The sequence below is a fragment of the Citricoccus sp. NR2 genome, from assembly GCF_027594385.1.
Taxonomy (GTDB): Bacteria; Actinomycetota; Actinomycetes; order Actinomycetales; family Micrococcaceae; genus CmP2.
The window spans coordinates 2521221-2546557 of the sequence record NZ_CP115154.1 but is presented as its reverse complement, the minus strand read 5'-3'; the positions used below and the strand labels follow the sequence as shown (position 1 = coordinate 2546557).

Annotated in this window: 22 protein-coding genes, 1 tRNA gene and 2 pseudogenes; 19 read left to right on the top strand and 6 right to left on the bottom strand. The window is 62.5% G+C overall.

The features are described 5' to 3' along the window. The first annotated feature begins 70 nt into the window (after nt 1-70). Both O1A05_RS11875 and O1A05_RS11870 read left to right on the top strand, forming a co-directional pair. A complete protein-coding gene (locus tag O1A05_RS11875; RefSeq protein ID WP_270105413.1) occupies nt 71-2209 on the top strand; it encodes a transglycosylase domain-containing protein in 2139 nt (712 codons plus the stop codon). 164 nt (nt 2210-2373) lie between these two features. Continuing rightward, nucleotides 2374-3933 (top strand): alanine/glycine:cation symporter family protein, encoded by a 1560-nt coding sequence (locus O1A05_RS11870; protein WP_270107584.1) that lies wholly within the window; start codon nt 2374-2376, stop codon nt 3931-3933. Between the two features lie 43 nt (nt 3934-3976). Here O1A05_RS11870 and O1A05_RS11865 read toward each other — a convergent pair whose 3' ends face one another. Beyond that, nucleotides 3977-4165 (bottom strand): hypothetical protein, encoded by a 189-nt coding sequence (locus tag O1A05_RS11865; RefSeq protein WP_270105412.1) that lies wholly within the window; start codon nt 4163-4165, stop codon nt 3977-3979. Nucleotides 4166-4393: 228 nt separating this feature from the next. Between O1A05_RS11865 and O1A05_RS11860 the strand changes: the two genes are divergently transcribed. Both O1A05_RS11860 and O1A05_RS11855 read left to right on the top strand, forming a co-directional pair. Then, nucleotides 4394-4765 carry a DUF1801 domain-containing protein gene (locus tag O1A05_RS11860; RefSeq protein ID WP_270105411.1) on the top strand — a complete coding sequence of 124 codons (372 nt, stop codon included), beginning with the start codon at nt 4394-4396 and terminating at the stop codon, nt 4763-4765. A 397-nt stretch (nt 4766-5162) separates the two neighbouring features. Further along, the gene (locus O1A05_RS11855) at nt 5163-5321 is read left to right on the top strand and encodes a hypothetical protein (RefSeq protein WP_270105410.1); all 159 of its coding nucleotides are present in this window, start codon (nt 5163-5165) and stop codon (nt 5319-5321) included. A gap of 4 nt (nt 5322-5325) precedes the next feature. Here O1A05_RS11855 and O1A05_RS11850 read toward each other — a convergent pair. Then, nucleotides 5326-6455 (bottom strand): annotated as a pseudogene (locus O1A05_RS11850) (transposase); the annotation flags it as partial. Nucleotides 6456-6811: 356 nt separating this feature from the next. Here O1A05_RS11850 and O1A05_RS11845 point away from each other — a divergent pair. From O1A05_RS11845 to O1A05_RS11800, 10 genes and pseudogenes are all read left to right on the top strand, one after another. Further along, nucleotides 6812-7978 carry a glutathione-independent formaldehyde dehydrogenase gene (locus tag O1A05_RS11845; RefSeq protein ID WP_270105409.1) on the top strand — a complete coding sequence of 389 codons (1167 nt, stop codon included), beginning with the start codon at nt 6812-6814 and terminating at the stop codon, nt 7976-7978. 1 nt (nt 7979) lies between these two features. Beyond that, on the top strand, nt 7980-8549 hold the full coding sequence (locus O1A05_RS11840) for a type 1 glutamine amidotransferase domain-containing protein (RefSeq protein WP_270105408.1): 570 nt from the start codon (nt 7980-7982) through the stop codon (nt 8547-8549). Further along, on the top strand, nt 8546-8848 hold the full coding sequence (locus tag O1A05_RS11835; protein ID WP_260073655.1) for a putative quinol monooxygenase: 303 nt from the start codon (nt 8546-8548) through the stop codon (nt 8846-8848). The genes O1A05_RS11840 and O1A05_RS11835 overlap by 4 nt, the downstream gene beginning before the upstream one ends. A 141-nt stretch (nt 8849-8989) precedes the next feature. After that, nucleotides 8990-10120 carry an NAD(P)/FAD-dependent oxidoreductase gene (locus O1A05_RS11830; RefSeq protein ID WP_270105407.1) on the top strand — a complete coding sequence of 377 codons (1131 nt, stop codon included), beginning with the start codon at nt 8990-8992 and terminating at the stop codon, nt 10118-10120. Between the two features lie 318 nt (nt 10121-10438). Then, nucleotides 10439-10801 (top strand): annotated as a pseudogene (locus tag O1A05_RS11825) (ISL3 family transposase); the annotation flags it as partial. A 43-nt stretch (nt 10802-10844) separates the two neighbouring features. Continuing rightward, nucleotides 10845-12689 carry a Na+/H+ antiporter NhaA gene (gene nhaA / locus O1A05_RS11820; protein ID WP_270105406.1) on the top strand — a complete coding sequence of 615 codons (1845 nt, stop codon included), beginning with the start codon at nt 10845-10847 and terminating at the stop codon, nt 12687-12689. Nucleotides 12690-12929: 240 nt separating this feature from the next. Then, the gene (locus tag O1A05_RS11815) at nt 12930-13139 is read left to right on the top strand and encodes a hypothetical protein (RefSeq protein WP_270105405.1); all 210 of its coding nucleotides are present in this window, start codon (nt 12930-12932) and stop codon (nt 13137-13139) included. Continuing rightward, complete coding sequence (locus O1A05_RS11810) at nt 13136-13411, top strand: hypothetical protein (protein ID WP_270105404.1); 276 nt, start codon at nt 13136-13138, stop codon at nt 13409-13411. The genes O1A05_RS11815 and O1A05_RS11810 overlap by 4 nt, the downstream gene beginning before the upstream one ends. Before the next feature lie 478 nt (nt 13412-13889). After that, entirely contained in the window at nt 13890-14048 is a 159-nt protein-coding gene (locus tag O1A05_RS11805) for a hypothetical protein (protein WP_270105403.1), read from the top strand. 68 nt (nt 14049-14116) lie between these two features. Beyond that, nucleotides 14117-16696, top strand: coding sequence for an excinuclease ABC subunit UvrA (locus O1A05_RS11800; protein ID WP_270105401.1), 2580 nt, complete (start codon nt 14117-14119; stop codon nt 16694-16696). Between the two features lie 142 nt (nt 16697-16838). Here O1A05_RS11800 and O1A05_RS11795 read toward each other — a convergent pair whose 3' ends face one another. Then, on the bottom strand, nt 16839-16997 hold the full coding sequence (locus tag O1A05_RS11795) for a hypothetical protein (protein WP_270105400.1): 159 nt from the start codon (nt 16995-16997) through the stop codon (nt 16839-16841). 667 nt (nt 16998-17664) lie between these two features. Between O1A05_RS11795 and O1A05_RS11790 the strand changes: the two genes are divergently transcribed. After that, nucleotides 17665-17913: a hypothetical protein gene (locus tag O1A05_RS11790; protein WP_270105399.1), complete on the top strand. Its 249-nt coding sequence runs from the start codon at nt 17665-17667 to the stop codon at nt 17911-17913. Nucleotides 17914-17970: 57 nt separating this feature from the next. Continuing rightward, nucleotides 17971-18270, top strand: coding sequence for a hypothetical protein (locus O1A05_RS11785; protein WP_270105398.1), 300 nt, complete (start codon nt 17971-17973; stop codon nt 18268-18270). Here the strand turns inward: O1A05_RS11785 and O1A05_RS11780 are convergent. Both O1A05_RS11780 and orn read right to left on the bottom strand, forming a co-directional pair. Further along, nucleotides 18263-18338: transfer RNA gene (locus O1A05_RS11780), tRNA-His, on the bottom strand. The genes O1A05_RS11785 and O1A05_RS11780 overlap by 8 nt on opposite strands. 117 nt (nt 18339-18455) lie before the next feature. Beyond that, nucleotides 18456-19094, bottom strand: a complete 639-nt coding sequence (gene orn / locus O1A05_RS11775) for an oligoribonuclease (protein ID WP_270105397.1) — start codon at nt 19092-19094, stop codon at nt 18456-18458. Between the two features lie 89 nt (nt 19095-19183). Between orn and mptB (O1A05_RS11770) the strand changes: the two genes are divergently transcribed. From mptB (O1A05_RS11770) to O1A05_RS11760, 3 genes are read left to right on the top strand one after another with little or no spacing between them, the layout of a single operon-like run. Next, nucleotides 19184-20794, top strand: a complete 1611-nt coding sequence (gene mptB / locus O1A05_RS11770; RefSeq protein WP_270105396.1) for a polyprenol phosphomannose-dependent alpha 1,6 mannosyltransferase MptB — start codon at nt 19184-19186, stop codon at nt 20792-20794. Beyond that, complete coding sequence (mptB, locus tag O1A05_RS11765; protein ID WP_270105395.1) at nt 20794-22410, top strand: polyprenol phosphomannose-dependent alpha 1,6 mannosyltransferase MptB; 1617 nt, start codon at nt 20794-20796, stop codon at nt 22408-22410. Before mptB (O1A05_RS11770) ends, mptB (O1A05_RS11765) begins: the two co-directional genes overlap by 1 nt. After that, complete coding sequence (locus O1A05_RS11760; RefSeq protein WP_270105394.1) at nt 22407-23858, top strand: glycosyltransferase family 87 protein; 1452 nt, start codon at nt 22407-22409, stop codon at nt 23856-23858. The genes mptB (O1A05_RS11765) and O1A05_RS11760 overlap by 4 nt, the downstream gene beginning before the upstream one ends. On the opposite strand, the gene O1A05_RS11755 is transcribed toward O1A05_RS11760, so the two are convergent. After that, nucleotides 23773-25299, bottom strand: coding sequence for a DUF2079 domain-containing protein (locus tag O1A05_RS11755; protein ID WP_270105393.1), 1527 nt, complete (start codon nt 25297-25299; stop codon nt 23773-23775). The two genes, O1A05_RS11760 and O1A05_RS11755, sit on opposite strands and share 86 nt — an antisense overlap. Nucleotides 25300-25337 lie beyond the last annotated feature (38 nt).

Below are 25337 nucleotides of genomic sequence, written 5' to 3'. Positions count from 1 at the left end.
CACTGCCGAACGCGCCCCACTGTGTCACCACACCACGGGCCACCTGAAGTCTCGACGTCGGGAGTACCTCATGACCTCGTCCCAGCGACGGCACGGCCTCGTGCCGATCTACGGGAAGATCGCGCTCTTTTTCGGTATTAGTGCCCTGTGTGGAGTGCTGGTGGCCGGGTTCTTCCTGCCGTGGGCTTCCACCGGTGCCACCATGGCCCAGGGCGGCAACCAGATTCTGGAGGAGAACCCGGCTGAACTCGAGGAGGCCTCTATCGGTGTGCCTTCACGCATCCTGGCCTCCGACGGCACCGAGATCGCCACGTTCTATGCGGAGAACCGGCAACCCGTAGAGATCGACGAGATCGCCGAGGACCTGCAACACGCCGTCGTCGCGATTGAAGACGAGCGCTTCTACGAGCACAACGGAACCGACCTACGTGGCATCGCACGCGCTGCGGTGTCTAACCTCACCAGCGACACCACTCAGGGTGCCTCCACCATCACCCATCAGTACGTCAGCCAGCTCATCCTCAACGCCGACCAGTTGGCCGGCGAAGAAGATCTCGCGATGTCCGGCTCCACCACGGTGGCCGATCGCCTCAACGAGGCCCGCATCTCCGTGGACCTCGAAGAGGAGATGAGCAAGGACGAGATCCTGGCCGGATACCTCAACATCGTCTTGCTGGGCGGCCGCAACTACGGCGTCGAAGCCGCCTCACAATACCTGTGGGGGATCCCGGCATCCGAATTGAATCTGGCCCAATCGGCCCTGCTGGCGGGCCTGATCCAGAACCCGAACGGCCTCAATCCGGAGGAAAATCCGGAAGGGGCATTGGAACGCCGGGACGCGGTGTTAGAGGCCATGGTCCGCAACGACTACATCACTGAAGCCGAGCGTGATGAAGCATCCGCACAGGACCTCGACCTTGATATCCACCAGCGCTCCTCGGGGTGCCAATCGGCCGCTTTCGGACCGTACGTGTGCGACTACGTGGTCCGTTCCATCCAGGGCGACGAGGCTTTCGGGGACAGCGTCGAAGAGCGGGAGGCGCTGTTGAACCGTGGCGGCCTCGAGATCACCACCACCCTCGATGCCACGTTGCAACAGGAAGCTGACGCTGAAGTTGCCAGGACCGTACCCGCCGATGATCCCTCCGGAGCTGGCGCCTCGCTGGTGACCGTGCAGCCGGGGACCGGCAACATCATGGCCATGGCGCAGAACACTACCTACTCCACCGCTGATGAGGCCGGCGCCACCACCTTGAACTTCAACGTGGACCAGAACATGGGCGGGGGTAACGGTTTCCAGGCAGGCTCCACCCTCAAGCCGTTCGTCGCGGCCGCCTGGATCGACGCCGGGAACTCCATGACGGACACCGTTGACGCCTCCCGCGATGAGTACGAGCAGGGCGCGACCTTCGACGCCCAGTGCCAGCCCGGGGGAGAGGTGGCGATTCCCGACGAAGATGGGTGGAACATCTCCAACGCCATCGAGGATATGAACAAGGAGATGACCGTCGACTACGGTCTCTACTGGTCGATCAACACCTCCACCGTGGCCACCCTGGCCGAACTCGATGTCTGTGATGTCACCGAGTTGACCACGGACCTCGGAATTCACCGGGCAGACGACGGCGAACCGTTGAACCCTGCCAACCCGTCCTTCGTGCTGGGTGCGGAAGAGGTTTCCCCGCTCACTCAAGCGTCTGCTTTTGCTGCGTTCGCCGCCGACGGCACCTACTGCCGCCCTCGGATTCTCAGCGATGTCACCGACGCCGCAGGAAATAACTACGAGGTCCCTGCCGAGGACTGCACCGAGGCCGTCGACCCCGACACCGCGGCCCAACTCAATGAAACTCTCGGGCTGATCGCTTCCGAGCGTGTGGCCGAAGGGGAGGCCTCGTTCCCGATGGCGGGCAAGACCGGTACCAACAATAATGAGTCCTCCACCTGGTTCATTGGCTACACCTCCGGCTTGGCCACCGCATCCTGGGTCGGCAGCTACACCGAACTGTCATCGCTGGCCGGAGTACCGATCAACGGCACCGCGCACGAGGACTTTTGGGGATCCACTCTGGCGGCACCGCAGTGGCTCAACTACATGAACGCGGTGGGCGAAGAACATCCCACGGAGGAGTTCACCGCGCCAGAAGAATCGGACTTCGACGACGTCGATGATCTCGATCGCTATGACCTCGACCACGACGGCTCCGAATAGAACGTGATCTGGGGCAACGGTATTTCGGCGCGGTGAAGATTCTGTTGCCGTGATGCAGACACGCTGGGATGTCCTGTGCCCGAGTATGCGACCCCGTTAGTATGACGACCATCACTGACACCGGGTCCTCGTTTCCGCGAGGCCCCTCCACGCTCGGAGGCATCATGGTTTCCCCACAGGTCCAGGCTTACCTGGACAACGTGAGCTCTTATATCTGGGGCATGTTCTTTCTCATCCCGCTATTGGTCGGTACCGGTCTGTACTTGACCTTCCGGTTGCGCGGGTTGCAGTTCCGCAAGCTTGGAAAAGCACTCAAACTGGCCGTGTTGAAGCGCAAGGGTGCCGACGACGACGCAGGCGATATCTCCCAGTTCCAGGCGCTGGCCACCGCAATGGCCGCAACCGTCGGCACCGGCAACATTGTGGGTGTTTCTACCGCGATCGCGATCGGTGGTCCCGGTGCTCTGGTCTGGATGTGGGTCACCGGAATCTTAGGCATGGCCACCAAATACGCCGAGTGCTTCCTCGCCGTCCGCTTCCGTACCACCGATTCCAAGGGCGAGAAATCGGGCGGACCGCAGTACTACCTTGAACGCGGTATCAAGGGGCCCTTCGGGAAGATTCTCGGCTTATCCTTCGCGATCTTCGCCGTCATCGCCTGCTTCGGCATTGGCAATATGACCCAGGGCAATTCCATCGCGGAGAACCTCAACAACACGTGGTCGATGCCGCACTGGCTCACCGGTGTGCTGTTGGCACTGTTCACCCTGATTGTGCTGGTGGGCGGCATCAAGTCCATCGGCCGTGTGAGCGCCAGTATCGTCCCCGCCATGGTGGTGCTGTACCTGGTGGCTCAGACCATTGTTCTGATCTTCCACTTCGACGCCATCCCGGCAGCTTTCGTCACCATTTTCACTGACGCCTTTACCGGAACGTCCGCTGTTGGCGGGTTCGCCGGCGCCGCCGTGATGCTGATCGTCCAGACGGGTGTGGCACGTGGACTGTTCTCTAACGAGTCCGGTCTCGGATCCGCAGCGATGGCCGCGGCGGCAGCCAAGACCAGCCACCCGACTCAGCAGGGCCTGGTCCAGATGACACAGACCTTCATCGACACCATCATTATGGTGAGTTTCACTGGCGTCATGCTGGTGGTGACCGGCGTTTGGCAGACCCCCGACGCCGACGGGAATCAGATCAGTCCGGCCCTGATGGTCGGCGAGGCATTCAATACTGTGCTCCCGGGTACTTCCGGATTCTGGCTGGTGTCGATCTGCGTGCTGCTGTTCGCCTCCACCACCATCATCGGCTGGTCCTACTACGGTGAGCGCAATGTGGAGCGCCTCTTCGGTCGCCGCGGTGTGATGCCGTTCCGTGTCATCTTCTCGGTTGTCGTCTACTTTGGCTGCACCGTGGAGCTGGTTGCGGTCTGGACCTTCTCCGATATCGCTAACGGCCTGATGGCCCTGCCGAACCTGATCGGACTCATCGTCCTCTCCGGGCTGGTTGCAAGGGAGACCAAGCACTACCTCGAGAACGACCCGCAACTCAACGCTGGGCACGACGAGGTGGAGAAGTTCATGGCTGGTCGGCCCGGATGGGCAGATTGGAAAGCCGGCGACGTGATCGGCTCCAGCCGTACGCTTACGGGCCGTGTCCCGAGTAAGCGTCTGAACGACTCCGATGGACCGGAAGGAAGCTCAGGGGTTGGCTCCGCAGTGCACTAAACCCTCTCATCACCGCACCTGAGTGGGCGGTGGACTGGCCTGGTCAGTCGCGCGCGGAGGAACGATCGAGTGCTCTCTTGATGAGCACGTAGAGCACCACCGCGACAATGGCGACGAAGACGAGTCGGACCACCGCCCACAGTGCACTCCACAAAAAGCCAACCAGCCACCAGGCTACGACGACAGCGACAATGACGATTAAGACCGTAACCACGGTGTTGCGCTCACCCATGCCAGCAGTATCTCACGCGCCAGTACTCCATCGTTTTGCTAGGCTGGGCAACGGCACCTACCGTGCCCTCGCGCAGTCGATGACGAAGTGCTCGTCTGACACATTCGCGGAGGGGACTGGCCCCGGCCAGGACACGTCTGCGACGGAGATTGCGCAACCGGCCCCGAGACCCGGGGTCCGTTGTGTACACCCTGCCGCGAATGCGGCGCGAGAGAAGGGCGGGACGAGATGTCCGCGACCACGAAAGACTCATCGAGCAAAGATCAGAAGGATCAGCAGGCCGTTCTGAAGAAGATTGCCGGATGGCCCGAACCCTTCGCCTCGATCGGCGCTCAACTCCACGCGACGATCCTGTCCGCCGGGCCGAAGGTGAAGCCGCGAATCTGGTACGGGATGCCGGGCTACGCTACAGGACGCAGCACCCCGGTGCTGGTGTTCTTCCGACTCGATGACGGCGTGATGTCCTTCGGAATTTCCGAGAAGGCCACGGTTGAGCGTGAGCCCGACACTCTACTCAAGCCGTCGGCCTGGTTCCTGGACGACATGGATGAGGCGACCCTGGCGAAAATCTCAGACCTAGTGCGCACCGCGTTCTCCTGATTTCGTGGTTGTTCGTAGGGGACTCTTCAAGCCATGCTGTCGCCAATAGCCAGAGTCGCTAGAAGGGCCCATTATCGTCATGGAACTAATCGTGGCAAAGGGAAACCCGGCCCTACAGGGGACGGGTACTGGAGACAAAGGTTTGCGCCCGCGTTCGACCGTGATGGCTTCGACAAGCGAAGCGCTTGAGATGGCAGATTCCTCTGAATGAACACAAAGAACGTTGTCCCCGAGCTTCTTGCTCGGGGACAACGTTTCTCTTCGGGGTGCCTGGATAGCACGTCTGGCAACTTCGCCCGCAAGACAAAAAACCCTGGTCAACCGGCTAGACCGCGGGGTCTACGCGGTCTCCCAACGTCCCCAGAGTACCGCTCCGAAGGACGATCGTGGCCCCGTTGTGAACACTGTCGAGACGGCTCAAACTTTTCTCACCGCCGCCGAGGTGGACGCCCTCGACGGCGCCTACCTGGCCGGGATGAGTGTCCAGGCGCTTGCTGAGAGGTACGGCATCCACGCAGTGACGGTGTTTTCTGGCTCTTTGCATTTAAGCGTGTAGCTGGGGGTCTGAGTCCCCCGGTTAGTAACACACTCTGAGCGATGTAGTTCCTCAGATTCTTGAATCCCAGAGTTCTACCACGCAGATGCTTGAGACGAGCATGGATCGTTTCGGTAGGCCCGTTGCTGGTGCCAGGACGATTAAAATCCGCCAGAACGTCAACCGCTCGGTGTTTCAGCGTACGACCTAACTGACGAATCTCTATCAGCGCCTGAGGACCACCAGCGGTGATATCAACGATCAGCTTCTTCATCAACGAGCCTGGATGCTTAGATTCGGGATGCCGATAAGCAGCGATCAATCGTTGATAAATCCCCCACGTCGTTTCGAGTTGATCGTGACGGTCCTCAATGAATAGTGCCTCCAGCCTGTTGCGTTGCTTCTCAGTCAGTAGAGATTCTCCGGTATGCAAGGTACGACGGGCGCCATCGAGCGGATCTCCAGAGCGCCCACGACGTGTCAGCGTCTCGCGTTGGATCCGGCGTCGATACTCGACCAAAGCATGACCGGCAAGTTCAACGACATGTAAGGGGTCCATCACCGCTGTTGCAGGGGACACCTCCTCAGCAGCAGCAGTTTTGAATCCTGAGAATCCATCCATCGCGATCGTGTCTACTCGTTTCCGCCACGAGGTGGGGCGTTGAGCCAGCCATGATTTGAACACCGCTTGGATCGTCCCTCAACCATGTCCAGTAACCGGGCTGGCCCGGTACCAGAACGGTACGCCATGCGACTCCCAACCCTGCAGCAGCTGGGGGAGATAGAAAGGAGATCGATCACGATCGCTTCCCACGCCCACCGAGTCACCCGGTGCGAAAGCTTCGATCGTGGATGAGCCGCCCTAGCGAGGTCTTCGCGCCACTAATGCCCGCCATGTGGGCAGTGATAGCCGCGCACCCGGACTCACAAAGTGGTGGGCCGGTGACCGAAGGGCTCATAAGCCAGACGCCGGGCACTGGTGCCTCGTGAGCTGGCCTGTCCTCCGCAGTGGTGACACCACGGATCCCGCTGAACTCGTCGGCATTCCAGCACAGCCCTATCTGAGCTGAGGTGCTGGCCGGTGGCTTCGAGGCCGAGTTCGTCGACTCGGCAGAATGCGCTCAGGTCAGGGGCAGAGAACCTTTGCTGGGACAGGTCTAGGTCTTTCGGATGGTGAGTGTAGGAACTTCCATCATCGGAAGGCCTCGACCTCTATCCACGGCCCGCCACGCCCGCCCTCGGCCCCAACCCTGATCTACCCCCTCAAATGCGAAGAGCCTGATACCGAGCACAAGGACGAATGGCGCGACCACCGCAAGCGTGTACAGAGCCTATGCCCTGGGATCGAGCAGCGGACCCGGGCACTATCCCCGCTCGATCGCTACACATCAACTCGAAGCGAGCCCCTTGACACGTGATTCCTGGGGGGCGTTCACTGGCAAGTGATGGGGCCGGCGTCGGAGAGGCCTTGCCAGAAAGACAACGAGCAACACCATCGGATCGGAGTAGAAATGAAAGCAGTGGTGTACGAGGGACCTCGTCAGGTCAGCACGAAAGACGTCCCGGACGCGAAGATCGAGCGACCCACCGATGTCCTGGTCAGGGTCACGACGACCAACATCTGCGGCTCGGACCTCCACATGTACGAGGGGCGCACCTCCTTCGAAGTAGGCCGCACGTTCGGCCACGAGAACATGGGGGAGGTCATCGAAGTCGGTAGTGGCGTGGAGAAGGTCAAGGTGGGCGACCGGGTCGTGCTGCCCTTCAATATTTCCTGCGGGTTCTGCAAAAACTGCGAGCGCGGCCTCACGAATTACTGCCTGACCACGCAGCCTGACCCGGCCGCCGCCGGTGCGGCATACGGATTTGCGGACATGGGCCCCTACGGCGGAGGCCAAGCGGAGCTACTTCGGGTCCCCTTTGGCGACCACAACGCGCTGCGCCTGGGCGAGGATGCGCAGGAGAAGGAGAACGACTACGTCATGCTCTCCGACATCTTCCCTACCGGCTACCACGCCACCGAGATGGCCGGCGTGGTACCCGGCGACAGCGTTGTGATCGCTGGCGCGGGTCCGGTCGGATTGATGGCCGCCCTGTCCGCGACGATCAAGGGCGCAGCAAAGGTGATGGTGGTCGATCGCCACCCTGACCGGCTCGCGCTAGCCGAACAGATCGGTGCGATTGCCATCGACGACTCCAAGGTCGACCCGGTGCAGGCTGTGCTTGACGAGACGATGGGGCTCGGAGCTGACCGTGGTTGCGAATGCGTGGGCTACCAGGCCCACGATCCCCAGGGCAACGAGGACATCGCCGCCACGCTGAACATGCTCATCAACGCGGTGCGCTTCACCGGACGAATCGGCACCGTCGGCGTGTTCGTCCCCCAGGACCCCGGAGCCAAAGATGACCTCGCCAAGCAGGGCAAGGCGGCCATCGACTTTGGCACCCACTGGTTCAAGGGGCAGACCATGGGCAACGGTCAAGCCCCGGTCAAGCGGTACAACCGTCAGCTGCGAGACTTGATCGCCGCCGGCAAGGCGACCCCTTCCTGGATCGTCTCCCACGAAATCTCGCTGGACCAAGCCGCCGACGCCTACAAGAACTTCGACGCCAGGTCCAAGGGTTGGACCAAGGTCCTCATCAAGCCCGGCATGTCGACCGAGAAGAAGGCGGACTGATATGACCGAGACGCTACAGGGCAAGAGAGTCGCCATCCTCTCCGCCGACGGAGTCGAACGCGTCGAGCTTGAGCAACCCCGCGAAGCACTGGAACGGGCCGGCGCTCAGACCGAGGTCCTCTCGATCCACAACGGCGAGATCAAGGCCCGTAAGAACGACCTGGATGAAGCGGGTACGTTCACCGTCGACGGGTTGATCGCCGACGCCTCAGTGGGCGACTACGACGCCCTGTTGCTTCCCGGCGGCACGGTGAACCCCGACCAACTTCGGGTCGACAAGGACGCCGTTTCCTTCGTCCGCGACTTCGTCGAAAGCGGCAAGCCCGTGGCGGCGATCTGTCACGGACCGTGGACGTTGATCGAGGCCGGCGTGGCCACCGGTCGCACCCTGACGTCCTTCCCGAGCATCCGCACGGATCTGCGCAATGCCGGCGCGAATGTTGTCGACCAGGAGGTCGTGGTCGACAAGAATCTCATCACCAGCCGCTCGCCGGAGGACCTGCCGGCGTTTTCCGAAGCGATCGTGTCCCAACTCGCGGGCACCACAACAAAGGAAGAGGAGACATCATGAGTGTGACCAAGGGATTGCTGGTCAGGTTTGACGCGTTGCCCGGCAAGGAGGACGACGTGAAGGAGTTCCTTGACAGCGGCCGTGCGCTTGTTGAGGAAGAGCCGGCGACCACCGCGTGGTTTGCGATCCGTCTCGGCCCGTCCTCATTCGGGATCTTCGACGTGTTCCCCGATGATGCCGGCCGCGACGCGCACCTGTCCGGCGCAGTCGCTGCCGCTCTCGGCGAGCAGACCGGCAAACTGTTCAGCGAACCGACGATCGAGAAATTGGACGTCCTGGGTTCCAAACTCCCGGCCTGACACCACAGACCGGGAGTACTGGCCCAGACAGGAGGGGACGCTGCGCGCGGTGACTTCGGGCTAACACAGCCCGCTGCCGTCGTGGCAGCGTCCCCTTCTCTTGCAACCTATTGCTAATCACCAACAGATCGGGGAACCGCGATGACAGGAACTGACCACGGCGTTGCCACGACGCGTTCACCCGAGGTAGCGGTGATCGGGGGCGGGATCGTCGGTTTGTCGACGGCGTACGCGCTGCGTGAGCAGGGCGTGCCGGTGCGCTTGTACGAGGCTGGTCTGCCCGGGACGGGTCAGTCCGCAGGCGAGTCGCGCATCTTCCGGCATGCCCACGACGACCCGCGACTCGTCGCTTTCGCGCGCGAAAGCCGCGGCGTATGGGATGAGTGGGCCGAACACTTCGACGTCGAGCTGGTCTCATCAGACGGTGTCCTGGCGATCGGAGACAGCGCCCTGGAACGGTTGCGGGTGCTCGACCAGGTCGGCGGCGTGGAAGCGCACGAGATCGACGCGGCCGAGGTCGCTCAGCGGATGCCGCTGCTTGCTGGGTACTCGGGGCCAGCGGTGCTCGACGAGTCGGGCGGCGCGATCCGTACCCGAGCCGCCATCACGGCACTCACGGGTGCCCTCGGAGATGCGGTCACCACCGGTGAGGTCATCTCCATCGATCCCCGCGCCGACGGGACGGTCGAGGTGCGCAGTGTCGCCGACCGGGCTGTTTACTCCAAGGTCGTCGTATGCGCTGGCCGCGAAACCGCGCGCCTGGCACGCAGCGTCGGCCTGTCGCTGCCGGTTCGCCTTGCCGCACACGTCAGGCTGACCTTCGACGTGAAAGTCGCCGCCCCGGCACGAGTCGCATGCCTGCAGGACAGCAGTGGCGTCTTCGGTGAAGTCGGCGTCTACGCGACGCCGCTACCGGGCAACAGCAGCTATTCGGTCGGACTCAGCGACACCGTCGGCGTCCGCGACGACGGAACTTTCATCGACCCGGCGGCGATTCGATCGCTGGACGAACGCGCACGCGAATACGTGACACGGGCGCTGCCCGGTCTCCACCCAGAGCCGCGCGACTTCCTTCACTGCTGGGTGACCGACCTCCCGTGGAGTGACGACGGCGTGGCCGTGTGGGAGGCAGGCTCTGTCCTTTTTGTGGCCGGTCACAATCTGTTTAAGCAGGCACCTGCGCTGGGTCGCGCTCTTGCCCGGGCTGCGACCGGCGGCGGTCTCCGCGCCGAGCTCAGGCCCGAAGCGCGCCTCGGCGAGCCCCAGAGCTAGGGCGTGTCTCCCAATCGAGGGGGGTGACCCGCGATTCTGGCCGACACACACATGACATTGGAGTCACGTTGGTGTCTGCCTGCAGTGCGGCGGCAAGGTAGCCCGCGGAAGCACCGACGCCCTTGTCCGCGACGTGCTCCAGAGAAAGCCGTAGTACTTGTCCGTCTGTGCGTACATCTCTGTGAGGGCGGTCAGACCTCGCTCGCGCCGCACATTGAGATCCTCGGATTCCAAGATCCACACCGCCTGGGATGCGCCGACCAGGGCTCCTCGCAGCACAGGGGCCTGATGCGGGAGAACAAAAACGCCATCGACGACCAACTCGAAGACGCCCGCGCAGGCGACGAACGCCACCTCGCTGTCGAGGTCGCCTGGCACTGCGCACAGCAATTGCGAGCCTGCTACCACCAGGCCAGCCACTGCGAAGGACACTCGCTCGCCATCCGGGTCCTCGCCTCGTTCTCGAGCTGCCCGATCCCGGAAGTCGCGCGTCTCGGCCGGACGCTACGAACCTGCCAGCGCGAGTTCCTCGGCTACTTCGACACTGCCGGAGCGAACAACGGTGGTACCGAAGCCATCAACGGCGTCATCGAGCTCCACCGACGCATCGCCCGCGGCTTCCGCAACCGCGACAACTACCGCTTGCCCATGCTGCTCATCGGCGGCTGGTTATTCGCATGACCCACACTCGACGGCGAAGAGTCGAAGCCGATAAGCTTCCCGCATGACCAGTGAGCAGAGGGAACGGCGCAATATTCGGCGAATGGTTCGCACGGAGTCGGGTTCGGCTCTGCTCTTGGTGGTCGTCGCAGCGGTCGCCTTGCTCTGGGCGAACTCGCCACTCTCTGAGGCCTATTTCGGGCTGTGGGACGTCGAGATCGGGTTCGATGTCGGCGGGTTCGGACTGCACATGAACCTGCACCACTGGATCAACGACGGCCTCATGGTGGTCTTCTTCTTCGTCGTTGGCCTCGAGGTGCGACAGGAGTTCGCGCATGGGTCGCTCCGAGACGCCAGCCGCGCGCGTCTCGCGTTGATCGCTGGCGTCGCTGGCGTGGCAGTGCCCGCAGCTTTCTACATCCTGATCGTGGCCGCCGCGGGCGGCGACGGGCTCGGTGGATGGGGAGCGGTGGTCGGTACCGACACCGCTTTCCTGTTGGGTGCCCTCGCGATCGTCGGCCCGAAACTCTCCGGCCAGTTGCGGGTGTTTCTACTCACGCTCACCGTCGTCGATGACTTCCTCGCCGTCTCCATCATCGGCATTGTCTACAGCGACGAGATCCGGCTCGTTCCGCTGCTGATCGCAGTTGCCTGCCTCGCCGGGTTGTGGCTTCTGGGTCGTTCGCGGCAATGGAGCGCAACACCGTACGTGCTGATTGTCATTGTGCTCTGGTTCGCGACCATAAATTCCGGAGTCCACGCCTCCCTCGCAGGCATGGTCGCAGGACTCCTTATCCCCGCCTACCCGACGCGTCGGCACAAGGTGGTCGCGGCTCGTCAGCTATTCCGCGACTTCTGGCAGTCGCCGAGCGCGGCATCGGCCCGCGCAGTCGATCGAGGCTTGGCGGGAGGTATCTCGGTAAATGAACGCATGCACGAGGTCTTGCGCATGCCGACCGCGCTCGTCATCGTCCCGATCTTCGCACTCGCGAACGCTGGAGTCGACCTGCGCGGCGGCGTGCTCGTCGATTCCTTCCAGTCCTCCGTCACGTGGGGAGTCATCGTGGGTCTCGTGCTCGGCAAACTTCTCGGCATCGGTCTCGCCACCTTCGTTGCTGTGAAGCTTGGAGCCGGTCGGCTACCCGAGGGTGTCGGGATGGGCAGCGTGTTTGGCGGCGCGGCGCTTTCGGCGATCGGGTTCACCGTGTCGCTCCTGGTGATCGGCCTCGCGTTCGGCTCGACGTCCGACCTGGGTCGGCAAGCGACCGTCGGCGTGTTGGTCGCGATGGTCCTCGCTACCGCGCTTGGTTGGCTGATTTTCCGGGTTGCTGCGAAACGCTGGGGAGAGGAGACGGCAGATCTGCCGATGGTGCTCACACCACCCGTTGATCCTGAAGTCGACCACATCCGCGGACCAGAGGACGCCCAGCTCACGCTCGTCGAGTACATCGACTTCGAATGCCCCTATTGCGCGCACGCAACGGGTTCCTGGGAGGACCTTCGCAGCCGGTTCGGGGACGATCTCCGGTATGTCGTTCGCCAGCTGCCGCATCACCCTCACGGCCCCATAGCCGCACGAGCGTCGGAGGCGGCATCAAATCAGGGGATGTTTTGGCCGTGGCTGGACTTCGTCTTCACGCGGCAAGATGCGCTCGAGCGCGAAGATCTGATCCGCTACGCCGAAGAGCTGGGCCTGGATGTCGCTCAGTTCACGGCTGACCTCGATAGTGCCGCCGAACGTGCCCGTGTGGAGCGGGATCTCGAAAGCGCCGATGCAAGCGGGGCGCACGCCACCCCGACGTTCTTCGTAGACGGCCGACGGTTGCTGGGTAGCTACGATGCTCGAACGCTCACCTCAGCCCTCGAAGCCAGCCGCCGAGGCACACGAACCCAGGAAGTGCGCTCCTGAGTCGTCAGGCGTCGCGGGGCGCGTCGGTACACCTGCCCGAACGAACAAGAACGCCCGATGGCAGGGCGCTCGTCACTCTCGACAGCGTTGGCGCGGGGATGTACCTCCGCGTTGTGGCACTTTTCCTCATCCAAATTCGCGGATTCTCAGTTGCGGACTCGGGCCTCGCATGGGACTGCTGCACGGATAGGTGACATCTGAGTTGGCTAGCTCGTTGGGCTGGCGTGGAAGGATGTCATCATGCCCAAGCCCTTTCCTAAGGAGTTCCGCGATGACGTCGGCCGTGTCGAGGATGGCGAGCAGCCTGGCGTGACTCGCGCGGAGAGCGACGAGGTCCGTGAGCTGAGCAAACGCAACCACCTCCTCGAGCAGGAGAACGAGGTGCTCCGGGGTGCAGCAGCGTATTTCGCACAGGCGCATCTGCCGGGAAAAGGTACTGCCCGCTCGTGACAGAGCTCGCCGCGGGCGTGATCCCCGTGACGGTGACGTGCTGGATTCTCAAGCTCTCCCGCCAGCCCTATTACCGGTGGCTGGCCGACCCGATCAATGAAGCTGAGCTTGTGGAGGCGTATCGTGCCCACGTACTGTTCGACTCGCACCGCGACGACCCCGAGTTCGGGCACCGGCTCCTCACGGACCAGGCCCGCGAGGAGGGCGAGCCGATGGCCCCGCACCCACCGCGGTGTTCGGCGGACGGCGCCGGAACTGGTCCACCTGGTTGAAGGGCTCGCCCTCACCAAACCGCGTCCGTCCTTCGCCACCGTTCATCATCAGGTCGACGTCCACTGCGCCGAGCGGGGACTGCGATCGCCGTCGTACTCCGTTGTGCAGTCGATCGTGAACGGTCTTGATCCCGAGATGGTGACGTTCGCGCTCGAGGGGCCTACGTCGTACCGGTACAAGCACTAGCTGCTGCTCCGACGTCGCGCGGATCGTCCCAACGCGATCTGGCACAAGCCTGAGCCGGACTGACCCGTCTGCGGGATCCCCGGTCGTGCTCTACACGGACCACGGTCCCGACTTCATTAGCCACCGAATCGGCGACACAGCAGCCGTACTGCACCTCCGTATCATCCACTCGTAGGTCGCTCGCCCCCAGGGCCGCGGGAAGATCGAGCGGTTCTTCGGCACCATCAACACGTCCATCCGCCGCTACCACGCCCGCATCCACCGCGAGCTCCGGGAGAGCCCACGTGAAGCGTGGTCGCAGAGGGGTGGCTGCCACGACTGCCGGACTCCCTCGCGCAGCTCGACGGGTTTTTGCTCACCGTCCCCACCACGAGCGTCGCGCAACGAGACGGCATCCACTTCGAAGGGGTCCGCTTCACCGAAACCACCCTCGTCATCGGCACCACCTAACCCGACACCGATCGCAGGGAAAACGACGACACAAAGCGAAGCTGCTCACAGGCCAGTATGATCCAGTCATGACTTCGTCTGATTCTTCACCCGCCGCCGACGCGCAGGTTCGGGTCTCGGGTGCTCGGGAACACAACCTGCAGAATGTGGACCTCTCCGTTCCGCGGGACTCGTTAGTGGTGTTCACGGGTGTGTCGGGTTCCGGGAAGTCATCGTTGGCGTTTGGGACGCTGTACGCGGAGTCGCAACGTCGGTATTTGGAGTCGGTGGCGCCGTACGCTCGCCGTCTGATCGACCAGGCGGGCGTTCCCGATGTTGACTCCATCACCGGGATGCCGCCGGCCGTGGCGTTGCAGCAGCAGCGTGGAGGACGCAGTACCCGGTCCACGGTGGGAAGCATCACCACGGTGTCCAGTCTCGTGCGGATGCTGTACTCCCGCGCCGGGGACTATCCGGATGGGCAGCCGATGCTCTACGCGGAGGATTTTTCTGCGAACACGGTGCAGGGGGCCTGTCCGGAGTGTCACGGCATTGGTCGTGTCTACGCGGTGCCTGAGGAACGGATGGTGCCGGATCCGTCGCTCACGATCCGGGAGCGCGCGATCGCGTCCTGGCCGACGGCATGGCACGGACACCAGCTCCGCGACGTGTTGGTGGCCCTCGGCTATGACGTTGACGTGCCATGGAAAGATCTGCCACGAAAAGACCGGGACTGGATCCTTTACACGGATGAGACCCCGTCCGTTCCGGTCCACTCGCGGTTGACTCTTGCTGAGGCTCGTGCCGCGACCAAGGCCGGGGTCGAGCCGAGCTACTCGGGCACCTTCGTCGGAGCCCGCCGGTATGTGTTGGACACATTCGCGAACTCGAAGAGCGCGTCGATGAAGCGTCGTGTCGCGCAGTACCTCGAGGCTGCCCTATGCCCGGTCTGTCACGGGAAGCGGCTGAAGCCTGAAGCGCTCTCGGTCACGTTCGAGGGCCTGGACATCGCGGAGTTCTCGCAGTTGCCGCTTCGAGAGCTTGCTGACATGCTCTCCGACGTTGTTGCGGGAGCGCAACAGGCCGAGACCGTTCCGAATGGTGCTGTGCCGCATCCCAATTCCCGTCGCGCAGCCACGGAGAAGCGCGCCGCTGCGTCCCGGCTCGCTTCCGGGCTGATCGAGCGACTCCGCCCACTGACCGATCTTGGCCTCGGGTATCTGTCGTTAAGTCGAACCACCCCGACCCTGTCGGGTGGCGAGTTGCAACGAATCAGGCTCGCCACACAGCTCAGCTCCGACCTGTTCGGCGTCGTCTATGTTCTCGATGAACCATCCGCAGGCCTCCACCCACAAGACGTGACAGCGCTCTTGAAGATCCTCGACGGACTCAAGAGAGGCGGAAACAGCCTGTTCGTCGTCGAACACTCCGTCGATGTCATGCGGCACGCGGACTGGCTCGTAGACATCGGCCCCGGCGCGGGCGAGCGTGGCGGCCGCGTTCTCTACAGCGGTCCTACCGCTGGACTTGCCGACGTCAAGGACTCAGTGACACGCGGCTACCTCTTCGGTGGCAATGGACTGCCCTCGCACACCCCTCGCGACCCGCGCGGGTGGCTCCATTTGAAGGACGTGACTCGTAACAACCTGCACGGCGTCTCCATCGACATTCCCACGGGTGTTTTCACCGCGGTCACCGGAGTCTCGGGTTCCGGCAAGTCGAGCTTGGTCAGCCAGGCCCTCCCGGCTCTCGTCGGTGACCGCCTCGGTCAGAGCATTGCGGCGGAGGACGAACCGACCGGCGACGAGCTGCTCCTTGCCGATACCCCAGAGCGGCTGGACGGCGTCCTCGACGGCTCTCTTGAAGGGATCCGGCGGGTTGTCAACATCGATCAACGGCCCATCGGCCGAACCCCCCGATCGAACATTGCAACATATACGGGCTTGTTCGACCACGTCCGTCGACGCTTCGCTGAGACGCCCGAGGCTCGCTCGCGTGGGTACAAGCCCGGCCGTTTCTCCTTCAATGTCTCCGGCGGCCGCTGCCCCACCTGTGAGGGCGAAGGGTCCGTGATGGTCGAGCTACTCTTCCTCCCATCCGTGTACACCGAATGCCCCGACTGTCACGGGACCCGGTACAAAGCCTCGACCCTCGAGATCACTTGGCGGGAGCGCACCATCGCTGATGTGCTCGCGATGAGCGTTGAGGAAGCCCACCCGTTTTTTGACGGTGAAGACGACATCACCCGCTCACTAGCTGCACTGTCAGACGTGGGTCTCGGATACTTGCGACTCGGACAACCGGCAACCGAGCTCTCTGGAGGTGAGGCACAACGCGTGAAGCTCGCAAGCGAGCTACAGCGCGCACAACGAGGGGACACCTTGTATGTTCTCGACGAACCAACTTCGGGCCTGCACTGCGCTGACGCTGACCGGCTCGTGACGCATCTGCAAACCCTCGTGGACGCAGGAAACACCGTCGTCGCGGTGGAACTTGACATGCGAGTGGTGGCAGCAGCCGACTACGTCATCGACCTCGGACCCGGCGCCGGCGATGATGGCGGCGCAGTCGTTGCCGCTGGAACTCCTGCACAAGTTGCCGAGAGCGGCGTCGGCGCGTCCGCGCAATACCTTGCCGCGGCGATCAAACTGGCGGTTGCGGCTACCTGAGCAGAAGAAGCGACGCTTGACAACCGATGACCCGGTACGCAGTCACAAGACCACTGTGCAGCCAAACTTTCCACAGGCGAATCAGGTGTGTACAGACCTCAGGGATCGGCTACCGGTCGTTTGCACTGATGAACGCCCAAGCTCAGTGGAGGCCAGCTTTCCCCGACTTGAGCCAGGGGATGACGTCGCGCAGGTCCTTCGTGTCAACGGCGGCGAACAGCGGAAGGTCGGACAGACTAACACCGATGGCGAAGCAGTGATCGATCGAGACGCCGTGTTCCGCCGCAGGGAATGCCTGCACGGTTAGGTGGCAGGTTCTAGTCACGCCGCCAGTGCGACGGTCGTGTTCATGATGGTCTCGAACTCGATCGGCGTCAAACGACCTAGGCGCGCCTGACGGCGTAGTCCCCGTTCGATCCGACTCTGCCCAGGCTCCCGACCATGCGGTGAAGGGCAAGAGGGCGCAGGAACTTCCTGCTCTGAAATTGACTGCCCCTGTCGCTGTGCACGATGCAGCCGACGACGTCGCCGCGTATCGCGACAGCATTCTCGAGCGCCTGAACGGCCAGGCGGGACTTCATTCCCGAGTCGATCGATTACCCCACGATCCTGCCTGAGCACGCGTCCTTGATGGCGCAGCAGTAGAGCTTGCCTTCCGCGGTCCGGTGCTACGTGATGTCCACGAGCCAGAGCTGGTTCGGGGCTTCGGCGGCGGACCCTGCTTCTTTCCGTTACGTCCCCGCTTCTTCCCGAACGCGGACCACCAGCCGTTTGCGGAGGTTATCCGCCACGCGGTCCGGTCAGACATCGCCTCACCTGCGTCACGGGCATCGTCGGAGAGGAGCCGGTGCCCGAATTCGGGGTCATCCTTGTGCGCCTCGTCCAGCGCGTTCGCGCGGTACGCCTCCACGACCTCGTTATCGGTGATGGGGCCGGCCAGCCATCGGTAGTAGGGCTAGCGGGAGAGCTTGAGCGCCCGGCACGTTATTGTCACAGGGATCCCTGCTTCGGCGAGCTCCGTCACCAACGCGGGAGTGCACGAGGCGCTCGTCCCCAACGAGGTGTGGGATCAGGTGTACACCCTCCTCGGCACGCACCGCTCGGCCGCGGATGCGACGCAAGTTCATGAGTGCTACTTGAAGGGCACCGTGTTCTGCGGGCAGTACCGGTCGCGGCTGCTGATGTGCACCGCCAAGAGTAGTCAGGGCACGACCTAGCCCTACTTCATCTGCGCCATCCGTCACGGCGGCAGAAGAAATTGCACCCGGCAGGCGATGCTCATCGAGGAGGTTGAACGCCTTATCGAACTCACTGACCTGGCGACACGAAGAACCCAACTCGAAGGCGAGCAGCACAAGCTGCTCCAAGCTCACTATGCCGGAGTCATCCCGTCCGACCTGCTCAAGAAGCAGCAAGACCGGATCACCGCGCACCTGGGCCACTACGCCGCTGCGCGAGAGAACTCCGACGACTCCCTGAGCTGGGTCGTCGAGGCGAAGAAAATGGGCCAAGCGCGAACCGCAACCAAGGGCGGACCCTTGGTTGCATGTTCACACCTGACCCGTGTGGGGTGAGTAACGGGGCTTGAACCCGCGACCTTCTGGACCACAACCAGACGCTCTACCAGCTGAGCTATACCCACCATGCGAGACGATCCCCGGTTCTCACCTTGCGGTGGTTCTCGGTGTCTCGCCGCTTTGACAGCGGATACCAATATACACGGATTCTGAAGAACGAACCAATCCGCGGAATCGGTGTTTCACTGGGTGTAGAAATCCACGCTTTCGCGAATGCGCTGCGCCTCAGAATTTGTGGGTCCGGGAGCATCGACCATGACCGCTGCCCGGAAGTAACGCAATTCATTGATGGAGTCGATGATGTCACCCAGGGCACGGTGATTGCCGGTCTTTTCGGGGGAGTGGCGCTTGGCTGCCGGGTACCACCGCCGGGCGAGTTCCTTGATGGTGGAGACATCCACAACGCGATAATGCAGGTGCTCGATGACTTCAGGCATCTCCTTGCTGAGGAACAGCTTGTCCTGACCGATCGTGTTGCCCGACAGTAGCGCGGTGCGCGGGTTTGGGCAGTGCTTCTTGATGTAGTCGAGTACCTGCTGGGTGGCATCCTCGATGCTCAGTCCCTGTTCCCATTCCTCGATCAGCCCGGAGTTGGTGTGCATGGTGCGCACAAAGTCCACCATCTGATCCACCGCAGCCTGCGGGGGCTTGATCACGATGTCGATACCCTCGTCGAGAACATTGAGCTCGGCATCGGTGATCAACACCGCGACTTCAACCAGTGCATCGACCTCCGGATACAGGCCGGTCATCTCACAATCAACCCAGACGAGGTTCTCGTCGGGGTTCGTTGGACGGGGCTCAACAGCGGATGATGTCATGTGTGGGTATCTCCTGCTCATCATGGAGTGGGGGCGAATACGGTTCTGCTTCCAGGGTAGACGGTGTGCGCGGTGATATTCTGCGAGCCATGGCCAGCCCCCCTGCTACGAGTGAGACCAGTGTGTCCACGCGCGCGTCGTCGTCGCTGTGGATCGCCCTCATCGTCGGCTTTTTAGGTTCCTGTGCCATTACCGCGGGAAGTTTCTCGATCGGGTGGCTTGCCTCGGCCTCACCCATCCATCGTTGGGACTGGCTACTGCCGTGGCGGACCACCGAGACCGGGGTCATCACCGGCACCATCGTGTTTACCTTCGGCTGTTGGCTGATGTTCTGGGCGTGGATCCGACTCGGGCTGGTGATGCGCCGTCGCACGAGCAAGGACGAGGGCTACTATCGCTTCCCGCCGAAATCGTTGCGCACGGTCAACCTGGCGACGCTGTTGTGGTGTGCCCCGCAGATGCTGTGTCTGCCGATTTTTTCCCGCGATATTTTCGCCTATATCGGGCAGGGACGCCTGGTGTTGGCCGGCCAGGACCCGTATGTGGACGGAATCTCGACGCTCAACAACTGGTTCCAGTTGGGCACCGACACCACCTGGGCACAGTCCGAGACCCCTTACGGCCCCATGTTCCTCTGGATTGAGGCCGCGGTGGTGGCGATCACCGGCCCGGACAATCCGGATGCGGCAATATTCTTGTTCCGAGTGGTGGCGCTGATCGGCGTGCTGCTGATGATGTACTACGTGCCGAAACTGGCGGAGCACTTCGGGACCGACGCGGCTCGAGCACAGTGGATTTCTGCGGCGAATCCGCTGTTCATCATTAGTTTTATTGCCTCCGGTCACAACGACGCGCTGATGGTGGGCCTGGCACTGGCCGGCGTGTGGTTCGCCCTGCAGGGCCGGGGGGTTGTTGCCATTCTGTTGGTGATGGCCTCGGTGGGGATCAAACCCATTAGCCTGGTGATTCTGCCGTTCATTGCATTGTGGTGGGCAGGTGCTCAAGCGAGCTGGCTGCGCCGGTTTGTTTTCTGGGGCATGAGCGCGGGCATAGCCGCCGTCGTGATGGTGATTGTCGGACTGCTGAACGGGTACGGCTTTGGTTGGCTGGCCGTGATGGCGGGTACGGGTACCGGTTCGGTGCCGTGGTCGCCGGTGGGCATCTTGACGAACATGGTCTCCGCGATTCTTTCGTCGGTGGGGATTCCGACTTACTGGGTGCTGGACACGTTCAAACTTGTAGGCCGTATTGCCTCGGTGCTGATCGTGCTGCTGCTGATGTTCCGTGGCAAGCACGAGAACCTGTTATGGCGGATGACCTGGGCCTTCGCGGCTCTCGTGGTGCTTTCACCGGTCATCCAGCCTTGGTACCTGTTGTGGCTGCTGCCGTTCTTCGCAGTGGCCGGGATTCAGGGGAACTGGCAGCTGAAGTGGGTGATCTTCACGGTCGCGTTCTTCGTGGCTTTTGGCGCTGCGGATCAGCTCTTTGTCTGGCAGTTCCTGGAGATCGAGGGATTGGTGGCTGTTCTCTCGACCGTGATCTCGTGGTGCTGCCTCGTATGGATTCTGTTGTTGGACCCGTTCACGTCGCGCATCGTCAAGGAAGACTGGCATGTCCGGGCAGCTCTGCGCCGCGTGTGGGTACGACGTCGCGCTCGGAAGCAAGATAAAGCGGCTGTGGAGGCCGCGGGGGAGCGGTGATGCTGGGACTGAGCACCTCCGGTCACGTGCACCCGCGACGGCACGTGACCGTCGGAACGCTCGGCTCGCTGTTAATTATGGTTGGCTCTTGGGGAGTGGGCTGGTTGCCGTCCAACCAGCTCTCCTGGTTCGCTCACTCTACGATCTTGAACCCGCTGAGAGTGGAGACCTCCGGAGTGATCAGCTGCGCGGTGGCCATGATGCTGGGCTGTTTGCTGTTGATTCGCTCGTGGCTTCGCCTGGGCCAGGATCTGCGGTTGCCGACGCTACGGATACCGCCGTCGTCGATCGTGTCGGGGGAACCGCACGTACACGCACGGCGATACCTGAGCCACGCGATGATCGCCTGGATGGCCCCGCTGATGCTGGCGTTCCCCATTTTCTCCCGGGACGTGTATTCCTATCTGGCGCAGGGACGGGTGCTTCACACGGGGCTGAACCCTTACGAGCACGGGGTGTCTTCGCTGTCCGGGTGGTTCATGCAAGGAGCGGACTCGATCTGGGCAGAATCGCCATCGCCGTATGGGCCATTGTTCCTGCTGATGGCCCGGGGTATTTGGGTGGTGACCGGCGGTGTTCCGGAAGCGGCGATCCTGATCTTCCGGCTGATTACCGTGTCCGGGCTGGTGCTGTGTTGGTGGGCGGTGCCGCGGCTGGCGCGTCGTTTCGGCTCGAACCAGGAATGGGCGCTGTGGGTGGCGGTGCTGAACCCGCTAACGGCGTTCTACCTCATGGCCGGCGTGCACAACGACTCCCTCATGACGGGACTCCTGCTGGCCGGGTTCTTGCTTATCGGTGCCGGTCGTGATCGATGGGGTGCCAGCACCGCGGGACTGGTGCTGATCGGTGTCTCGATCGCTATCAAACCGCTGACGGTGTTGACGTTGCCGTTCGCCGGGTTGCTGATGCTGTATCGGCCCGGCCAGGCGCGGGTGCGCTACCGGCACCGTGCGGCCGCCTGGGTGTGGTGTCTGGTCGTGGTCGGTGCGGTGATGACGGTGGCCGGTGCCGTATCTGGCCTCTGGTTCGGCTGGATCCCCGCCATGCTCACGTCCGGGGATGCTGCGTTTCCGTATGCCCCCTTTGGCCTGCTGGGGCTGGGGTTCGGCTGGCTCGTGGATGTGGTGTTGAACACCGGTCTGCGTCCGGTAGCAGACGTGGTATACACCTTGGGAACTGCGGCCTCCCTGGGGCTGGTGGCCTACCTAGCGCTTCGTCGTCGTGTGATCAATCCGCTGGTGTCAACGGCCCTGGCGCTGACCGTGACCATTTTGCTGGCTCCGATCATCCAGCCTTGGTATGTGCTGTGGGTCATCCCGATTTATGCGGTCACCCGCGTGTGGCGTGGAACCATGGAGTGGCAGTCATGGACCGTGTATCTGATGGTGGTTGCGTTGGCCGTGGTGGGAGTGATCGATCAGGTGTCCGTGGCCCAGTGGATCCCCATCCTGCTGGTGCGCGGCATCATTTTGGTGGTGGGAGTGGCCGGTATGGTGTACTTGGTGCTCTTCGACCGCGCTACCGCCTGTTTGTTCCCGTTTCGCAGAGACGCTCGCCAGGCCATGCGCCGCCGCGAGCCACCCAGTGAATTGACGACGACGAGGGAGTCCGAGTGATCCGTTCATCGAGGCAGACGAGCCGCCCGGGAGCACCGGACCGCCGCTGGGTGTTGATCCTGTTGGGCATTACCCTCATCGCCGGCATTGTTGCGGTGCTGACCAAACAATGGTGCCGCATCAACGGGTGGGCGGCACCCGATGTGCACATCCACATGTGTTACTCCGATTTCGGACAGCTCTTCCCGACGCGCGGTCTCGCCGAGGGGTACTTCCCGTTCTACACACCGTTGCCCGAAGATCAGTGGATGGAGTATCCGGCCTTACTCGCCGTGGTCGCCGGGGTGACCGCTTGGCTGGTACCGGGCAGTGGTGATGGCCATGAGCGCACACTGATGTACTTCGATATTAATGCGGCCGGTGCGCTGCTGTGCTGGATGATCGTCGTGGTGGCCACCGCGTACTCCGCCCGTGGTCACTCCAAGGATGCGCTGTTGGTGGCGATTGCCCCGGGCATCATGTTGACCAGCTATCTGAACTGGGACTTGTGGGCCGTGATGCTGGCCGCCCTGGCACTCTGGGCATGGAGCTCCGACAAGCCTCTGCTCACCGGGTTCCTGCTCGGGTTGGGCACGGCCATGAAGCTCTATCCGTTGTTCTTCTTCGGCGCGATCCTGGTTCTGTGTCTGCGAAGTCGCCGGCTGGGAACTTTCTTCTCCTCACTGGCGGTAGGCGTCGCTACGTGGCTCGCCGTCAACGTGCCCTTCATGCTCACCGCGTTTGACCAGTGGTCCCGGTTCTATACATTCTCGGGGGACCGAGAGGTTTCCTTCTCTTCTATGTGGTTGGCCTTCACCTGGACCGGTCTCGATGGCTCTGCGTTCTCGCTGATCTCCAACGGGCTCTTCGCATTGTGCTGTGTCGGTATCGCCTGGCTCGGACTGGCTGCCCCGCAACGGCCCCGGATGGCGCAATTGTGCCTGCTCATTGTGGCCGCGTTCTTGTTGTTGGGCAAGGTGTATTCACCACAGTTCGTGATGTGGTTGATTCCGCTGGTGATCCTGGCCCGCCCAAACTGGAAGCAGTTCTGGATCTGGCAGACTGCCGAGGTCTACCACTGGGGTGGGGTCTGGATGGAGTCCGCCCGGATCACGTCCGGTGGCGAGTTCGGCAACGATGTGCTCATCGCACTCTGGTACGGCTCGGGGATCATCGTTCATATGGCTGCGGTGATCTGGATTTGTGTGAGTGTCATCCAGGATATTCTGCACCCAGAACAAGACACAGTGCGGCAAACATCCGTCACCATCGGAGTCGCTGAGTCCACCTCTGACTTGGCTTCCGATCCACTGGCCGGGACCGTGCGCACCTCGCCGGACGCGCTGTTGCTGCCACCGGCGTCTCGCACAGGGGGACGGCAGCTTAGTCCCCGGGCAGATAGCTTGAGCACACCGGGTCCACCGGCGCATCCCGCTGAAGCACCCACACACCGTGATCGTCTTCGGTGACGACCTCGAAGCCGAGTCGCTCGGCACGTACGAGTGCTTCATCCGGGGTGAGCGGATCCCAGCCACCGAGTTCTTCCACATCGGTGTCGATGATCATCCACGTGGACAATGTATCGCCGATCACCCCGTGCAAGCTGACATAGGTGCGGTCCACCAGATGCGGAATCGCATTATCTGCAGCCTCGACACATACATCGTCTGGAATGAGATCGACGGCGCGCTCGAAGGCCTCTGCCTTCTCCTTCTTGGTCCACAGCTCGCCTGAGAACGTGCGGTGGAACGGGAAGACCTGCGGGAAGAAAGCAGTCCCCACCACGGCACAACCCACGACGGATGCCGTAAAGATAGTCATCATCCGACTCCGGGTCTTTCCTCGCTTGGCCCACCAGCCCACAGCACGATGCAATCCGTCGATGGCCGCCATCAGGAAAACGACCGAGATGATGGCGTCGTATTGGTAGACCGGCGCCCAGAGGTTCAACCGGTCGTTGAACAGACGGGATAGCAACAGCGGTGCCGCCATCAACGTGTACGGGGAAAGGAAGGGCAGGAACCAGAGTGGCACAAAATGCAGCAACCACAGACCCACTTTGAGCGGGTGGTCGAACAGTACGGCCAAAGCGGCGAACGGGTTGGTGATCATATAGAGCAGAGAGCTACTCATGTCGGGGCCGAGGGCGGTGAACTGCCAATATCCAAACTCACCATCGGGGGAGTAATGGGGAATCACGACTTCGGTGGCGAAGTAATAACCCAGCACGCCAGCCACCACGAGCAACGCGGTCTGTGCCCATGCTTTGCGCAAGGCCAACACCAGGGCGATGGCAATCAGCGTGACGCCCATGTCTTCGCGCACAGTGAGCAAGATCAATGACAGTCCGGCGGCCAGCCAGTGCCGACGCGCGTCGATGGCCCAGACCACCCACCCCATCACCGGCACGCCGAGGGTGACTTCGTGGAACTCCCAATTGACCATGGCTTGGAAGGGCCACCAGGCCAGCACAGCGATCGCAGCAAGCAGACTGGCAACATGGGAGCCACGGCGTCGAGTGAACAGATAGATCGGAATGGCACAGGACGCTAAAGCCAAGGCCATGACAATCCCGAGCATCCGAGGGTCGTCCCAGACCCAATAAAACGGCGCAAGCAAGGCCAGAATCGGATGGAAGTGGTCACCGAGCAAGTGGAAATCTACGCCCTTGATGGGAACGATCGGGGCGTTGAACAAGGCATACTGTCGGACCGCTTGGTCGAAGATGCCGAGGTCGTATCCCTTAGCGTCGAAGTTCCGAAACCGCAACAGAGAGTGTGTCACGTAAACGGAGACCGCTACGGCAAGCACGATCCCCAGATGGATCCATTCGCGCCGATTCAGAGACGGGGCCGGTACGTTTTCGGTCTCTTTGCTTTGCGCTGTTCCGGACTTCGTTCGCTTCCCCACGGTCTCCTCATGATGACCAACCCCTGCACTGGGTGCAA

Coding starts and splice junctions, on each gene's coding strand:
- O1A05_RS11875 (WP_270105413.1), top strand. CDS start 71: ATGACCTCGTCCCAGCGACGGCACGGCCTCGTGCCGATCTACGGGAAG.
- O1A05_RS11870 (WP_270107584.1), top strand. CDS start 2,374: ATGGTTTCCCCACAGGTCCAGGCTTACCTGGACAACGTGAGCTCTTAT.
- O1A05_RS11865 (WP_270105412.1), bottom strand. CDS start 4,165: ATGGGTGAGCGCAACACCGTGGTTACGGTCTTAATCGTCATTGTCGCT.
- O1A05_RS11860 (WP_270105411.1), top strand. CDS start 4,394: ATGTCCGCGACCACGAAAGACTCATCGAGCAAAGATCAGAAGGATCAG.
- O1A05_RS11845 (WP_270105409.1), top strand. CDS start 6,812: ATGAAAGCAGTGGTGTACGAGGGACCTCGTCAGGTCAGCACGAAAGAC.
- O1A05_RS11840 (WP_270105408.1), top strand. CDS start 7,980: ATGACCGAGACGCTACAGGGCAAGAGAGTCGCCATCCTCTCCGCCGAC.
- O1A05_RS11835 (WP_260073655.1), top strand. CDS start 8,546: ATGAGTGTGACCAAGGGATTGCTGGTCAGGTTTGACGCGTTGCCCGGC.
- O1A05_RS11830 (WP_270105407.1), top strand. CDS start 8,990: ATGACAGGAACTGACCACGGCGTTGCCACGACGCGTTCACCCGAGGTA.
- nhaA (WP_270105406.1), top strand. CDS start 10,845: ATGACCAGTGAGCAGAGGGAACGGCGCAATATTCGGCGAATGGTTCGC.
- O1A05_RS11815 (WP_270105405.1), top strand. CDS start 12,930: ATGCCCAAGCCCTTTCCTAAGGAGTTCCGCGATGACGTCGGCCGTGTC.
- O1A05_RS11800 (WP_270105401.1), top strand. CDS start 14,117: ATGACTTCGTCTGATTCTTCACCCGCCGCCGACGCGCAGGTTCGGGTC.
- O1A05_RS11785 (WP_270105398.1), top strand. CDS start 17,971: ATGCTCATCGAGGAGGTTGAACGCCTTATCGAACTCACTGACCTGGCG.
- orn (WP_270105397.1), bottom strand. CDS start 19,094: ATGACATCATCCGCTGTTGAGCCCCGTCCAACGAACCCCGACGAGAAC.
- mptB (WP_270105396.1), top strand. CDS start 19,184: ATGGCCAGCCCCCCTGCTACGAGTGAGACCAGTGTGTCCACGCGCGCG.
- mptB (WP_270105395.1), top strand. CDS start 20,794: ATGCTGGGACTGAGCACCTCCGGTCACGTGCACCCGCGACGGCACGTG.